The 15,677-nt window shown below is 41.0% G+C and carries 15 protein-coding genes and 1 tRNA gene; 12 read left to right on the top strand and 4 right to left on the bottom strand.

Annotated elements, in window-relative coordinates:
• The first annotated feature begins 6 nt into the window (after positions 1 to 6).
• From tilS to GO816_RS06205, 11 genes are all read left to right on the top strand, one after another.
• Positions 7 to 1,368, top strand: a complete 1,362-nt coding sequence (gene tilS, locus GO816_RS06255; RefSeq protein ID WP_232336506.1) for a tRNA lysidine(34) synthetase TilS — start codon at positions 7 to 9, stop codon at positions 1,366 to 1,368.
• Between the two features lie 6 nt (positions 1,369 to 1,374).
• Positions 1,375 to 1,872, top strand: coding sequence for a hypothetical protein (locus GO816_RS06250; protein WP_157540493.1), 498 nt, complete (start codon positions 1,375 to 1,377; stop codon positions 1,870 to 1,872).
• Between the two features lie 7 nt (positions 1,873 to 1,879).
• Complete coding sequence (gene crtD, locus GO816_RS06245; RefSeq protein ID WP_157540492.1) at positions 1,880 to 3,352, top strand: 1-hydroxycarotenoid 3,4-desaturase CrtD; 1,473 nt, start codon at positions 1,880 to 1,882, stop codon at positions 3,350 to 3,352.
• 91 nt (positions 3,353 to 3,443) lie between these two features.
• Positions 3,444 to 4,262 (top strand): alpha/beta fold hydrolase, encoded by an 819-nt coding sequence (locus tag GO816_RS06240; RefSeq protein WP_157540491.1) that lies wholly within the window; start codon positions 3,444 to 3,446, stop codon positions 4,260 to 4,262.
• Complete coding sequence (locus GO816_RS06235; RefSeq protein ID WP_157540490.1) at positions 4,259 to 4,882, top strand: lysophospholipid acyltransferase family protein; 624 nt, start codon at positions 4,259 to 4,261, stop codon at positions 4,880 to 4,882. Before GO816_RS06240 ends, GO816_RS06235 begins: the two co-directional genes overlap by 4 nt.
• Positions 4,883 to 4,957: 75 nt before the next feature.
• A complete protein-coding gene (locus GO816_RS06230) occupies positions 4,958 to 5,578 on the top strand; it encodes a 1-acyl-sn-glycerol-3-phosphate acyltransferase (protein ID WP_157540489.1) in 621 nt (206 codons plus the stop codon).
• 1 nt (position 5,579) lies between these two features.
• Positions 5,580 to 6,668 (top strand): glycosyltransferase, encoded by a 1,089-nt coding sequence (locus GO816_RS06225; RefSeq protein WP_317163598.1) that lies wholly within the window; start codon positions 5,580 to 5,582, stop codon positions 6,666 to 6,668.
• The gene (locus tag GO816_RS06220; protein ID WP_157540488.1) at positions 6,665 to 7,300 is read left to right on the top strand and encodes a carotenoid biosynthesis protein; all 636 of its coding nucleotides are present in this window, start codon (positions 6,665 to 6,667) and stop codon (positions 7,298 to 7,300) included. The genes GO816_RS06225 and GO816_RS06220 overlap by 4 nt, the downstream gene beginning before the upstream one ends.
• 76 nt (positions 7,301 to 7,376) lie before the next feature.
• A complete protein-coding gene (locus GO816_RS06215; RefSeq protein WP_157540487.1) occupies positions 7,377 to 8,453 on the top strand; it encodes a ligase-associated DNA damage response exonuclease in 1,077 nt (358 codons plus the stop codon).
• Positions 8,450 to 10,072, top strand: coding sequence for an ATP-dependent DNA ligase (locus GO816_RS06210; RefSeq protein ID WP_157540486.1), 1,623 nt, complete (start codon positions 8,450 to 8,452; stop codon positions 10,070 to 10,072). The genes GO816_RS06215 and GO816_RS06210 overlap by 4 nt, the downstream gene beginning before the upstream one ends.
• Before the next feature lie 127 nt (positions 10,073 to 10,199).
• On the top strand, positions 10,200 to 11,015 hold the full coding sequence (locus tag GO816_RS06205) for a TerC family protein (RefSeq protein WP_157540485.1): 816 nt from the start codon (positions 10,200 to 10,202) through the stop codon (positions 11,013 to 11,015).
• A 124-nt stretch (positions 11,016 to 11,139) separates the two neighbouring features.
• Here GO816_RS06205 and GO816_RS06200 read toward each other — a convergent pair whose 3' ends face one another.
• Both GO816_RS06200 and GO816_RS06195 read right to left on the bottom strand, forming a co-directional pair.
• Positions 11,140 to 11,277 (bottom strand): hypothetical protein, encoded by a 138-nt coding sequence (locus tag GO816_RS06200; protein WP_198171433.1) that lies wholly within the window; start codon positions 11,275 to 11,277, stop codon positions 11,140 to 11,142.
• A 73-nt stretch (positions 11,278 to 11,350) separates the two neighbouring features.
• A complete protein-coding gene (locus tag GO816_RS06195) occupies positions 11,351 to 12,457 on the bottom strand; it encodes a glycoside hydrolase family 88/105 protein (RefSeq protein ID WP_157540484.1) in 1,107 nt (368 codons plus the stop codon).
• A 261-nt stretch (positions 12,458 to 12,718) separates the two neighbouring features.
• Here GO816_RS06195 and GO816_RS06190 point away from each other — a divergent pair, with 261 nt between their 5' ends.
• A complete protein-coding gene (locus GO816_RS06190; protein WP_157540483.1) occupies positions 12,719 to 14,188 on the top strand; it encodes a S41 family peptidase in 1,470 nt (489 codons plus the stop codon).
• A gap of 350 nt (positions 14,189 to 14,538) precedes the next feature.
• Here the strand turns inward: GO816_RS06190 and GO816_RS06185 are convergent, their stop codons facing one another.
• Entirely contained in the window at positions 14,539 to 15,468 is a 930-nt protein-coding gene (locus tag GO816_RS06185) for a glycosyltransferase family protein (RefSeq protein ID WP_157540482.1), read from the bottom strand.
• A 76-nt stretch (positions 15,469 to 15,544) separates the two neighbouring features.
• Positions 15,545 to 15,616, bottom strand: a tRNA-Arg gene (locus GO816_RS06180).
• Positions 15,617 to 15,677: the final 61 nt, after the last annotated feature.

Below are 15,677 nucleotides of genomic sequence, written 5' to 3'. Positions count from 1 at the left end.
AGCTGTTTGGATGCGCTTATTAAATTAATAATTTTGGCTATGCTGCCGGTACAACGTTTATGTGCTTTTATTGATCAAAACCAGCTTTTTACCGCCAATAGCCGTATACTGGCTGCTGTAAGCGGCGGTATGGACTCGGTGCTGCTTGTACATATGCTTAAGCAGGCCGGCTTTATGTTTGCTATTGCACATTGCAATTTTCAACTGCGCGGAGGCGAGGCCGATGCCGATCAGCAATTTTGCAGGCAGCTGGCGTTAAACCTCGGTGTGCAATTTCATACCGTAAACTTTGACACACAAGCTTACGCCAACAGTCAAAAGCTGTCTATTCAAATGGCAGCCCGCGAGCTTCGTTATCAATGGTTTGAGCAAGTGCGTCAACAGTTTGGCTATGATGCCATTGCGCTGGCACATCACCAAAACGATACAATTGAAACTATATTGTTGAACCTTACACGCGGTACCGGTATTGCCGGCCTGCATGGAATTTTACCACGCAATAATTACCTGGTAAGGCCTATGTTATTCCTCAACCGGGCCGAAATAGCTGCCCTTGTTGAGCAAAATAAACTTCATTATGTTGAAGACAGTTCAAACGCATCAACCAAGTATGCACGCAATAAAATAAGGCATGAGGTTGTGCCCAAACTGCTGGAACTTAACCCAGGCCTCGAACAAACCTTTGAGCGCAATGTGGCTTATTTTCGTGAATTAGAACAGCTGCTTATTCAGCAGGTTGAAAGTTTCAAAAAGCAACACTGCAAACTAAATGGTGCAGATACTCATATCTCTATTGATGCTGTAAAGCAACTATTTCCTCAAAAGCTTCTGCTATCGGCTTTGTTAAAAGATTACAATTTTAACGACACCGCCGTTGACAACATCATCAGTTCTTTGGATAAACACAGCGGGCGCATTTTTGAATCGACTTCTCACTTTGTTATTTTAAACCGTAATGAACTTATTATATCGCCTCAAAAAAAGGTGGGGCATGATTTAGTTTCAATTCATGAAGAAGATCATGAAGTGAGTTATAATACAAGCACCGTAAAAATCACCTACGATACTTATCAAACTCCGTTCCCGTCAAGTAAAACTATTACACTTACAGATGCCGGGCTCCTTGTTTATCCGCTTACCCTAAGGCACTGGCATGAAGGAGATTATTTTTATCCGCTGGGCATGAAAGGGCGCAAAAAGCTCAGTGATTTTTTCATCAACCAAAAAGTGCCGCTACATCAAAAGCAGTCTATACCCGTTTTAATTAACGGCAACGGCGAACTGATATGGATAGCCGGTTACAGGCTTGACGACCGTTATAAAGTAACGCCTCAAACTAAAAAAGTTGCTATCTTCGAACTATTATAAAGTAAAATGACAGAAGTAAAACCGGTTTATATTGAAAAGCAATACCTGGGGCGCGAATGGATACCGGTAAGCATAAGACTGGTACTGGCTATGCTGTGCTTTGCTATTTTCTTTTTCACCGATACCAATGAGCGTAACGCCGATTTACTGGTTGTGGTTGGGTTTGCCATTGTAATTATATCAGTAATTTTAGGCTTTGTTGTACACTTTACCACAAGGGTACAAAACGGCAGCATATTGCTTAACGGCTTGTGGACCACCAAACTTGTAAAAATAGACCTCAACAGTATAGTTAAGGCCGAAAAGGGCCAATACAGTCGCTACCTGGTTAACAACCCGGTTTACAACCTGCACAGCAAAGGAACTATCCGCTTTTACACAGCAGGCAGCGAGGCCATCCATTTAACCGACCGTGATGGGCTTATATACATAATAGGCTCGCAGCATAGCAATGATTTTTTGCGTGCTATTGATAACGAAATGGCCCAAACAAGGGTAAGGTAAACGGCGCATGCAGAAATCTGACGCTTTAGTTATCGGTGCGGGCATTGCCGGTATTGGCACGGCTATAAGGCTGGCTTTAAAAGGATTTAACGTAAAGGTGTTTGAAGGCAATGCCTATGCTGGTGGCAAGCTATCGGAGTTTGAGCAACATGGCTACCGCTTTGATGCCGGGCCAAGCTTGTTTACCATGCCGCAATATGTTGATGAGCTTTTTAAACTGGCAGGTAAAAACCCGGCCGATTATTTTACATACCAAAAGCTTGATGTTGTTTGCCGTTACTTTTACCCCGATGGTACACATATTAACGCATATGCCGATCAGGATAAATTTGCTGCCGAGGTAAATCAAAAAACCGGTGAGCCTAAGGGAGCCGTGTATAGCTATAACCGTAACAGTGCGCGTATATACAAGGTTACTAATCATGTTTTTCTCGAACAGTCGTTGCACCGTTTGCAAACCTATCTAAACAGCAAAACACTTCAGTCTATTTTAAGGCTGTTTCAAATAGATGCGCTGCGCAGCATGAGCAAGGCCAACGAGCATTTTTTTAATGACGAGCGGCTGGTGCAGTTTTATAACCGCTATGCAACTTATAACGGTTCAAACCCTTACGATGCCCCCGCTACGCTAAACGTAATTCCACATTTAGAACAGCATTTTGGTGCCTACTTTCCAAAGGGTGGCATGTACAGTATTACGGCAAGCCTGGTGAATTTGGCTCAGGACCTTGGTGTTCAATTCAACTACAATTCTCCTGTTGATGAGATTGTGCTTAAAAACAACAAAGCAACGGGCGTAATTGTAAATAGCAGCTTTGTTGCAGCAGATATAGTGATATCAAACATGGATGTTTGGTTTACTTACCGTAAGTTGCTCAAACAGCACCCTCAGCTGTTTCCATCAAATATTTTAAGCCAGGAGCGCAGCAGCTCAGCCTTGATTTTCTATTGGGGAATTCAAAAAAAATTTGAGCAGCTTGATTTGCATAACATTTTTTTCAGTGCCAATTACAAGGCAGAATTTGATGCCATATGGAAGCAACAAACCATTTTTAATGATCCTACAGTTTACGTTAACATTAGTTCAAAGTATGAAGAAGCTGATGCACCGGGCGGCTGCGAAAACTGGTTTGTGATGATCAACGTACCGGCTAATACGGGCCAAAATTGGGACAAGCTTATTGCTGAGGCGCGCATCTACATCATACAAAAACTATCAGCACAATTGGGCGATAATATTGAAGAGTTTATTGCTACTGAAAGCATTCTTGATCCACGGCTTATTGAAAGCCGTACATCTTCTTACCAAGGCTCACTGTATGGCACCAGCTCTAATAACCGCTTTGCTGCATTTTTGCGTCATGCCAATCGTTCATCAAAAATAAGCAACCTGTATTTTTGCGGGGGCAGCGTGCACCCGGGTGGTGGTATACCCCTGGCCTTGCTATCGGCAAAAATTGTAAGTGAATGGGTAGATTAAGGCTCACTTACCATTCATTAAATTGCTTTAACCAGTAACCGAAAGACAAACAACCAGCAAAATCCAAAATTATATTTAATATTGCCTGTTTATGGCATTTTTAAATCTACCCGGATTAGGGCAAGTTCATTACCACGAGTACGGCACCGGTGCCAAACCAATGCTGGCTTTTCATGGCTATGGCATGACCGGACGGCAGTTTGAAGTGTTGCAAAAATCAATTTTAACCGACTATAGGGTTTATAGCTTCGATCATTTTTTTCATGGTAAAACCCAAATAAGCGGTTGGAGCGAACAGCAAATTTTGGCGGGTATGCCCAAAAACATGATGCGCGCCTATCTTGAGGAGTGGTTTAAACAACATGGCCACCAGCGCATAAGCCTTATGGCCTACTCCATAGGCGCTAATTTGGCACTGGTGCTTATTGAAGAATTTGCAGAATGGATTGATGAAGTAATACTGATGGCTCCTGATGGACTTTCGGTATACAAAGGATTTAATTTTTTAATGCATAACGCGGCAGGGAAGCTCCTGTTTAAAACGGTGACTAAAAGCAACTGGCTGGCACCGGGAGTACTTAAAGGTTTGCGCAGGGTACGTTTTATAGATGACAGCCTTTATAAAATAGCCTATAGTGAAATGGATACACCCCAAAAAAGGCTTGATGTATATTACACGCTAAACCTTATAAAACAGTTGCAGCCTAACATAGTTAAAGTTACAGATGAAATTAACCGGCATAATATAAAGTGCCACCTGATATTTGGCAAGCATGATATGTTGTTTCCTAAAAGCTCGGCGGCTGATTTTATACAACGGCTAAACAACCCTTTAGTACATGAGGTGCCGTTGGGGCATTGGCTGGTTACCTCTCAATTGGACGAACACCTGGTAAATTACAAATTATGATACCTGCAAGGCGCGTAAATTTATTCAGCAACTGGTTTGCCAGGTATATGCGCTACCGCATGTACAAGGCATTTAACCGGGTGGTGGTTTTACCGTTTGAGCCTAAGCCCGGCCACTCCGTTTTACTGCTATGCAACCACTTTAGCTGGTGGGATGGCTTCTTTGGCAACTACCTGGCGTACTATCACTTAAAACGTAAGCTGTACATTATGATGCAGCATGATCATTTAGAAAAGCGGATGCTCTTTAATCTTTTTGGTGGTTTTTCCATTGAGAAAGGCACCCGTGAAATGCTCAAATCATTACACTATGCTGCCGATTTACTGAATACGCCCGAAAACCTGGTGGTAGTATTTCCGCAAGGCGAGCTTGTATCCAATCATGCCACAAGCATATCAATTGAAAAGGGGATTGAACGTTTGATAAAACACGTTAAAGGCCCATGTCAAATTGTATACTCATGCGTGCTTATTGATTATTTTGAGAGTTTAAAACCATCAGCCTTCATACACCTGTTTGATTGTGGCGTTGCCGGCGAAATACCATTCAATCAATTGGTTGAAAATATTAATACTTTTCATAAACAAGCATTAGCTAACCAGGTAAACGTTGAGCATTAGTACAGCAATCATATCACTTATAAATACCATGCATAAATTTGATATGCTAACTGGCGTTGCTATATTGCCGCAACCATGATATATCCTAAAAAAAACAAATTAATAACCGGTTTCTTTCACCGTTATATTGGGTATATCATTAGCCGCAACTTTAAGGCATTCAACTTTAACGAAGTTAGTATTGATGCCAATAAATCGGTGCTTTTACTTGCCAATCACTTTGGTTGGTGGGACGGTTTTTTACTGTACTGGCTTAATCACCTCCTCATCAAAAAAAAGTTTCATATCATGATACTGGAGGATACTGTAAGAAAGGTTTTCTTTTTAAAGTATATGGGTGCATTTTCAGTTGTTAAGAATTCCAGGTCAATGCTGGAGTCGCTGCAGTTTACAGCCGAGCTGCTAAATGATCCAAGCAATCTTGTGCTGGTATTTCCGCAGGCAAGGCTTTACTCCAACTTTATAGACGATATTCACTTTGAACGGGGTTTAGGCCGAGTGATAAAGCAGGCAGCAGGTAAGTTTCAGTATGTATTTGCTGCAACATTTATTGAATATTTTTCGCACAAAAAGCCATCTGTAAACGTTTATGTTCAACGCCATGACGAAGGTATTGACCATGTTGACGACTTAAAACCAGTATTTCAACAACATTATCAACAGGCAAAAGCGCAACAAACTCAAATTATAGTATAAAGTGATTATTGTTCTTTCTATCATCTTCATCTTCCTGATACTGCGCTTTGTTGTCACCTTGTTCAATTTTATTTCCGACCCTAAAATAAGGCGCATAAACCGTTTACAAACCGATTTGGTTTCCATACTTATACCTGCCCGAAACGAAGAAAACAACATTATTACGCTGTTAAAATCAATTGCGCAGCAGGAGTATACCAACTACGAAGTAATTGTTTTGGATGATGACTCTACCGACCGCACTTTTGAGTTGTGCGAGCAGTTTGCAGCCAATTACCCGCAATTCAGGGTAGTAAAAGGGCAAGCTTTACTAAAGGGTTGGTTAGGAAAAAACTTTGCATGCCACCAGTTAGCCAAATTGGCCCGCGGCCGCTTCTTGCTTTTTTTAGATGCTGATGAAAAGGTATATGACGACTTAATAAACAGCGCCGTTCACAGGATAAAAGCTAAGAACCTTGCCCTGTTCAGCCTATTTACTAACCAGGAGATGCTATCACTTGGTGAATATTGCACGGTTCCGTTAATGCATTATTTGCTGCTCAACCTGTTGCCGGTTCGTTTGATTTATATATCAAAAAACCCGTCGTTTGCAGCTGCAAGCGGGCAATTTATGATGTTTGATGCTGATATATACCGCCAAAACCAATGGCATGAAGTTGTAAAAGACCGTGTAGTAGAAGACGTTGAATTAATGAAATACATTAAGGCTGCCAAATATAAGGGCGAGAGTTTGCTGGCAAACGGCCTGATTACCTGCCGTATGTATACCAATTATACTGATGCGGTTAAAGGCTTTAGCAAAAACTTCCTGGCTCCGTTTAATTACAGTATCATAGGTTTTATATTCTATCTGCTTTTTGTAATTGGTGGTCCTTTGGTAATAATATCAACCCTTAACCTGCCATTAATTATTTTCATGTGCGGCTTAATCATTTTGAGCCGCATGATGATCTCTTTATCATCCGGTCAGAATGCCCTTTACAACATATTGCTTCACCCTGTACAAATGTTAACCCTGCTCATCATAGGCATTAATGCCATACAAACTCATTTAACCCGAAAAACAGTTTGGAAAGGCCGCAATGTATGAAAATGAGTAAAAGCTCGGCGTCGGTTGCTGTAATCATATTATTTCATGCGGTAGGCTTACTTGGTTTTTTCATTACTCCGTTCAGGTCTATGTTTTTGCGGCTTGTGCCGTTCCATTTGCTACTTATGCTGGCCGTAGTAATTATTAACCATGAAAACTGGCGAGAGGGCAAATTCTGGGCTTTTGCCGCGCTTATATTTACAGGGGGCTTTACTGCCGAATGGATTGGCGTACACACCAATATTATTTTCGGAGATTATGATTATGGACACACCTTAGGCACCAAGGTTTTCGACATACCGTTAATGATTGGCGTGAACTGGTTTTTACTGGTTTATGCAACCGGAGTTCTACTAAAGTATTTAAAAATTCCTACCGTTGCGTTACGTATGCTCGTTGGTGCAATAGTACTTGTATGTTTAGACCTGCTCATTGAACCCGTAGCTATTAAATTTGATTACTGGAGTTGGGTAGATCTTAACCCGCCATTAAAAAACTATTTAGGGTGGTTTGGAGTAAGCGCCTTATTCCTGGGTATATTTGAGCTTTTCAAATTTAAACATCAGAACATTACGGCTCCAGCCTTATTAGTTGTGCAATTTATTTTCTTTGCCTTGCTACAGCTTGCATAGCTTTTTTGATAACAACAGCATCTTGCCTAAACACCTGCATCAAACTAACTCAAAGGTAACGTGTTGTATTTAGGCTATGCCATTACTTGAGTTTACAGATAAAGGTATTTACTGCGCTGCCGGAAAGTTCTATGTTGATCCGTGGCTGCCTGTAGACGATGCTGTAATTACCCACGCCCACGCAGACCATGCTTACACCGGGCATAAGCGTTACCTTGCACATCACCTGTCGCGCGAGGTGCTTTTATATCGCCTGGGCGATATTACGCTGCAAACAGTTGAGTACGGAGAAACCGTATTTAAAAACGGCGTAGCAATCACCTTATTTCCGGCCGGGCATGTCATCGGTTCGGCCCAGATAAAAATTGAGCATAAAGGTGAAGTTTGGGTAGTATCGGGTGATTATAAGGTAGAAGATGATGGCGTATGCACACCTTTTGAACCTGTGCAATGTCATCACTTCATTTCTGAGTGTACCTTTGGTATGCCTGTTTACAAGTGGAAGCCTCAGCCGGAAGTATTTGCCGAAGTAAACTCATGGTGGCAAAATAATGTTCAAAACAACCTTGCTACTGTTATTGTGGGCTACTCGTTAGGTAAAGCGCAGCGCATACTCCAAAATCTTAACCTTGATATTGGCAATGTTTATACTCATGGCGTTATTGAAAACACCAATGAGGCTTTACGCCGGAACGGAATTGTGCTTAACCCAACGCACCGTATTACCCAGGAATCGGTAAAAGACGAGGTAAGGAAGGGTATCATCATCGCCCCGCCGTCATCAGTAGGTACGCCATGGATGCGTAAGTTTGCTCCATACAGCTTTGGGTATTGCTCGGGCTGGATGACTATAAGGGGGGCTAAACGCCGCCGGGCTGCCGACCGCGGCTTTGTACTATCAGACCACGCCGACTGGACAGGGCTGATAAGTGCTATAGATGCTACACGCTGCGAATCTGTCTACTTAACTCATGGGTCTACGGCCACTTTTTCAAAATACCTAAGCGAAATTGGTTTTGATGCCCATGAGGTACATACATTGTATGGCACCGAAGAAGATGATGCACCAGTACCAACCGCAGAAGCCAAATTAGCTGACAATAACTCACAAGAGCCTGCAAAAAGCGTGGCAAATGAAGGAGGTGAGGTATGAAGTCATTTGCTCAACTTTTCACTTCGTTAGATGAAACTAACAAAACCAATGAAAAGGTTAAGGTTTTAAAAGAATACTTTGCCTGTGTGCCAGACACCGATAAAATGCACATGCTGGCATTATTTACCGGCCGCAGGCCTAAACGGCAAATAAACTCTACCCAGTTCAGGCTTTGGGCTATTGAGGCATCAGGAATACCTGCCTGGCTGTTTGAAGAAAGCTACCATGTGGTAGGGGATCTATCTGAAACCGTTGCATTGCTATTGCCAGATCATAATAATACCAGCAGCAAAACCCTCACCGAATGGATTGCCGACATTAACTCTTTAGGAACTAAAACTGAAGAAGAGAAACATTCCTGGCTGCTACAATCATGGGCTGAACTGAGCGCACAGGAGCGATTTGTGTTTAACAAAATACTAATGGGAAGCTTTAGAGTAGGTGTTTCGCAAAATTTGGTAATAAAGGCCTTGGCCGATGTTGCGGAACTTGATGCAGCTACGCTTACCCATAGGCTTATGGGTAACTGGACGGCCGAAACCTACCAGTTTGCCGAACTTTCACATGCTGATACCGCTTTGGAAGATGTATCGCGCCCTTACCCATTCTTTTTGGCGTATCCGGTACAGGAAACGTCCGAAAAACAAAAAACACCGGATGCTATGCAAGACCTGCTCGGTGATGCCAGTGAGTGGCAGGCCGAGTGGAAATGGGATGGAATAAGAGCTCAACTCATTAAACGCAATGGAGAAATTTTTATATGGAGCCGCGGCGAAGACCTGGCAACAGACAAATTTCCGGAGCTGCATCCTTTTTTAAACGAATTACCCGACGGAACCGTTATCGATGGTGAAATATTATCCTTCAGGAATGGTTTGCCATTACCATTTGCTGTTTTACAAACACGTATTGGCCGCAAAACACTAAGCAAGAAGATACTGGAGGATAGTCCGGTTGCGCTTATAGCTTATGATTGCCTTGAGTTTAACGGCGAGGATATCAGAAGCAAAACGCAAACAGAGCGCCGGCAGCTACTTCAGCAACTACAAGCAGCTTCATCTGTCCAAACTGTCTTCAATATATCGGCACTTATTAATTTTAATAGCTGGCAGGAATTAAGTGAAATACGGGAGCAATCTCGCGCTATGATAGCCGAAGGTATTATGCTCAAACGCAAAGATGCACACTACCAGGTTGGGCGCAGGCGAGGCGATTGGTGGAAATGGAAAATTGACCCGTTATCTGTTGATGCTGTAATGATTTATGCACAAAAAGGGCACGGGCGACGGGCGGATCTATATACCGATTACACGTTTGCCGTTTGGGACGGCGATAAGCTTGTCCCATTTGCTAAAGCATACTCAGGGTTAACTGATGCGGAGATAAATAAGGTTGACGCCTTTGTGAAACGTAACACACTTGAAAAGTTTGGCCCGGTACGTACCGTTAAGCCACAACTGGTATTTGAAATTGGTTTTGAAGGAATTAACAAGTCAACACGGCATAAATCGGGAGTTGCGCTGAGGTTTCCACGTATATTGCGTTGGCGGCATGATAAGCCTAAAGAAGAGGCAGATACCATTGAAACACTCAAGGCCCTGCTTAACGAAAACGAATAAATTTGAATTTATTTGAAAGTGTACTGAACTTAAAAGCCTGTTTATTCATCATAAATCAAAATTGCTTGAGCATATAGTAATATAGATTTTATATTTTTAAGCCGCTTTTAAGCCACTAAACACACATATGGATATACTACACACTCTATTGGGCGATGACATTCAAGCCGGCCTGCTCATTATTTTAAACCTTATTGTTATTGAAAGTTTACTTTCTGTAGATAACGCTGCAGTACTGGCAACCATGGTGCTTGATTTACCCAAAGAGCAACGCGAGAAAGCTTTGCGCTATGGTATTATAGGTGCTTACGTATTTAGGGGTATATGCTTGTTTTTAGCAGCCTGGCTGGTAAAAATTTGGTGGCTTAAACCTTTGGGTGGCTTATACTTGCTTTACCTTGCATTTGATTACTTTAAAGGCAAGGCAAGCAGTAAAGACGAAGAAGATGAATCGGTAAACAAAAATGAGAGCTGGATTTATAAATCAACTGTGGGCCTTGTTGGTAACTTTTGGGCTACTGTTGCCTTAGTTGAGGTAATGGACCTTGCTTTTTCCATTGATAACGTTTTTGCAGCAGTTGCCTTTACCGATCATGTGTTTTTAATTTACGTAGGTGTATTTATAGGCATACTGGCCATGCGCTTTGTTGCACAGGCCTTTGTTAAATTAATGGAAAAATTCACCTTCCTGGAAACCATTGCTTTTATTGTAATTGGCGTTTTAGGTATTAAACTGTCATCATCAGTATACACACATTTTGCACCCGAAAGCGAAATTGCCAGGTTTATTGAAGGTGAGAAAATGGATTTGTTCGTATCCATCTTTACTGTTGCCATTTTCATATTACCAGTGCTTAGCTCGCTGCTGTTTAATTTCCCTAAAAGGCATTTAGTTGAACCTGAAGTTTCAGAAAAAGCAGATGATGTTTTGGATAAGAGTTAAACTCTACTGAAATTAACGACAAAGCCCGACGTAATTACACATCGGGCTTTGTCGATAATATAGACATTATTAAATTTATTTCTTGATAAACAAGGATTTGGCCCAGCCTTCTTTTCCATCTTATTTACTGCTTTCTCTTAAAATCGCTTAATGCATCAGCCAGGCTTTGCAATTCGGGATCGAGCCCTGGTGCAAATTCTTCCGACCGCTCTGGTGCTACCGGGATTGGGTATGGTTCATCAGGCTCTTTTTTGGTTATCAACTCTTTCTATGTTTTACAGAATGATTGCAAACTGTATCGACAAATCTTTACAGCACTAAATTGAACGCTTCCTTTATTTCTCTAGCAATGCAACTGTACACCATAGGTATGGCGCCTGACCATGATAATCTCCCGTATGCCTTGGCCTGTCATAATAGTATTGCTTATCGTTTTTCTTATTGGTTCCAACGCACACTTCACTAACATTGCCACTTTCATTTACATAAGGTACCATAGCCAGCCAGGCTTTACGTGCAACCGGGCCATACTCCTTTTCATTCAACCACCCTTGTTTTACTCCAGTTATCATCGCAAATGCAAACATTGCGGTGCCCGATGTTTCTGGCCAAAAGGTAGGCTCATCAATTAGCTGGTTCCACATGCCCGACTTTGCCTGGTAGTTTTTAAGGCTTTGCATCATGGTACGGTAACCCTTTAAAATTCGCGGACGATATTGGCTGTTTTTAGGCAAATCATGCAAAAGCTCTGTCATACCGGCGGCCATCCAGCCGTTTCCCCGTCCCCAGTAAAATGGAACGTCAGGCGCATGATAGAAAAGTCCATTAGGTTTTTGCAACGAATCAAGATATAAAACCATCTGTTTGGCGGCCCTGTCAATGTATTTCCTATCACCTGTTTGTCTATAGGCTTGTGTTTGCACAATGGTAATCATGTACATATCGTCAATCCACAGGCGGGTTTGCCAGGAATATCCTTTATCGGCCCAGGCTTTCTCCTGCGGCGATGCGCTTTCTGGTACCGACCATTGTGTATCAGCATATGGTAGCGCAAGTTCGAGGTAGCGCTTGTCTTTGGTAATTTTGTAGAGTTCAAATGGTAAACTGCCAAACATATTCACGTCAACATGATTCATGATGGGTAGCAGCTGCTTTTCGGTGGTAAATAGCGGCTCAAATCTATCCTGCAGCTTTTTTATTAATACATCATCTTTGGTAAGTGCTGCAAATTTCAAAGCACCCATCCAGTTAAAAACTTCGGGGTATCCAATCCATTTACCCATATGAAGGGCATGCTTACCCACTACAAAGCGTTCAGCTAGCTTTTTGCCAACCGTTTCGGGTTCGTATCCTTTAGGAAAGTTTTTTAACTCTTTGGTTTGGCTAAACCCAAATTGTGCTGATAATAAAAAAAGTAGAACAACAGCGTTTCTTATAAACATGATGCAGGTGAATTAAACGTTGATATAATGAGACTGTAAGCATGATACGACACACGCCATTTCTTAACACAACTCATCTTATCAACTAATTGGTTATTTAAACCAAAGTAACTCAACCGGCTCTTATTATTTGTATCAATTGATTGTCGTTTTGTATCAGCCTTAAAAATTAAAATCCAGGACAACTCTCATCGTATGTTATAAAAGACTGATGCTGGTACACTAGGTTCGACGTTACCATACTTATATTAACTTTGCTAAATGAAGCAATTTGCTGCCTTTATATTTTTCTGCTTTAATATTTCTGTGACTTGCGCTCAACTATCTAACCCCAGCTTTGAGACCGTTTCTGACACGTTGAATAACCTGCCACTGTTTTGGGACGTTAAGTTGGAGCAGAGTTACAGCGTGAAGGTAACTTCTGAAGAACACAACACCGGCAGCAAATCTTTAAGAATTAGTGGGATAGAAAGCTTACAGGGCAGACAGTCAATTATGCAAAACATCGCTATTGATGCAAATCAATTAAAGCAAATTTTGCTAAGCTGTTATGTTAAAACAAAAGATGTAAGCGGTAGTGTTCAGCTTTTTTGCCAGGTGTGGGATAATAAAAACAGAATAATCAGCACTAGGACCTCACAGATGCAGGATGCGGGCCTAAGTGGTACAAATGATTGGAAACAACTAACTCTTAATTTTTTGGCAGACGCTAACGCAAAGAAAATAACAGTAGGTGCCTATTTAATGGGAAACGGTACGGTTTGGTTGGATGATTTTGCCTTGCAGGCACTACCAAATGTAGTTGGTGAACCATCTAAAGAACTGACCAAATTTTCACAAGAAGTTACCAGCCTTATAAAGAAACGTGCCATTTATGCCGATTCATTAAACTGGCAGGCTGTTAACCAAGGTATTACGTATTTGACTACTAGCGGACTTACTATAAAAGAAAGCCCGCTTATTTTGGACTTTTTAATTTCAAGGCTACGCTTAGCAGGTGACAAACATTCGAATTACAAGACTAAAACCAGTGCACAAAGTTACGCCACACGCAACAATGTTGTTCAGCAGCCGCAAGGCCAACTGCTCAAAGGCGATATTGGTTATATCATTATACCAGGATTTGGATCAATCAATGATACGGCAAGCGTAAACTTTGCCACGCGCATACAAGATATTATTACAGAAATAGATACCAAACATGATATTAAAGGGTGGGTGGTTGATATGCGCAAAAACGGTGGCGGCAATATGGCACCAATGATTGCCGGCTTAGGACCATTGATAGGCGAGGGTACGGTGGGCTACTTTGTGTATCCTGATAGCAAAGCTAGTGCGAAAAATGAATGGACGTATTATAAAGGACGTTTCGATGTTGGCGGTCGTAAACAGGTTGCTGCAAAAAGATCATATACCTTACGTAAACAAGATACTAAAGTTGCAGTATTAATAGGGCCAAACACAGGTAGCAGCGGCGAAATGGCCACACTAAGCTTAATAGGCAAACCCATTACTAAGCTATTTGGCGAGCCTTCAGCCGGCTATATGACGACTAACCAAAGCATCAAGTTATCAACCGGAGCTTATTTATATTTAGCCACTGGCTATGCCGCTGATAGAAACGGAAAGAATTATCTATTGAACATTCAGCCCGATGTAAAGATTGAGGCTGATAAAGACAAGCAGACAGATAAAGTACTTGATGCAGCTGTTGCCTGGCTGAAAAACTAAGGTTCTAACAGTAAGGTTAAACTACTATTATAGAGCGATTGCTTTGCGAATGATGATAAGTCAATTTTAGATTATTGATTACCTATTTATAAGGTCAATTATATCATGCATAGTGTAAGTAACATGAATCCATTTATATCAGAACTTGTCGTTAATTTCTTGATTGAAAACGCAGCTTTCATGTATAAAAACTGCGTTTTTAGGACTCTCGACGAGAATAGAACTCATATCTAAAGTTTGGGAAACCTTTATACTATACGTTCAAATCATCAAATTTCTTAAAACCTACCTACACACCAATCATATATTATGATTAGTATAATTGTAGACATAAGCATCAAGCAAGCGTCTTATTTGATCGCTGATTTTACCATCTTTTTAACGTTACGTACACTATTGCTAATTCTCTCTCTAGTTAAGAATGTATACAGTCTAAATTTCCTTTTAAATTGTCCAAACTTTACTTGATGATAATATTGATCTTCAAAGAATTTTAAGATCGGATAACCAGTCATTTCAGAGATACCTCCACTTTTTTTACCCCCGGCCCAGTGAATTAGCTGATGCAGATTTCCGCTTTTCACATCATCAATATCGATATCAATTGAAGAATTGTTTTTATTACCACCCCATATCATGAAGTCTAGCTTACAGATTGAGAGTTCACCAGTCATCTCTTTTTTTGGAAGTATATAGTTAAGAAGTGACTGATCAACCGTAGGCATCTTGTCCTGATATTTCCAATAGGGGAACTTTTCAAGATCTACAAATTCAGCTATCTCATCCTTAGTTATACTGTTAGTAGTCACTATCATTTGTCCAGTGTTAAAAACATACCCCGGATACTTAAAGTTGGGGTCTTTCGTAAGGATAAAATCTAAATCATAATATGCGTCTCTTACCGAATTAGAATATGGATCATCAATAATATGAGTGCTGACGGCAAATTCTTCGTTCTTTAAATTACTACTGATGTAATCTAATACTCTACCTACAAAAACAATGTCTGAATCAAGAACCATTATGCGTTCACCCGGAAAGAAATTTGATAAAAGAAAGTAAAGTTTTGCTGTTCCCCAGCCAAATTTTGATATTCCAAGATTTATAACTTTTACATCAAAGATTTTTTCCAGCTCGCAGGTATCAAAGTTTCCTCGTAACTGATCTTTTATAATATATATTGCTATGTCCTCGTAATAAAACCTGATACTGGCAATGCATATACGTGTCAGGTATACATCCTTAGCGTTACAACTTATAACAATTTTGCTTATAGCCACTTGGAGTATTTAGTGGTAAATGAATTTGCTTGACTGTGCAAGCCGATAAAGTAAAGCGACTGTTCAAGTCTCTTTGTACCCCCGACGAGAATCGAACTCATATCTAAAGTTTAGGAAACTTCTATTCTATCCGTTGAACTACAGGGGCTGGAATTTGTGCAAATATGCAAAATTTTTCAGGTTCCCTGTAAACTTCGTCAAAATTATTG

This window comes from Mucilaginibacter aquatilis, from assembly GCF_009755275.1.
GTDB classification, from domain to species: domain Bacteria; phylum Bacteroidota; class Bacteroidia; order Sphingobacteriales; family Sphingobacteriaceae; genus Mucilaginibacter; species Mucilaginibacter aquatilis.
This window is presented reverse-complemented; position numbering and strand designations above follow the sequence as displayed.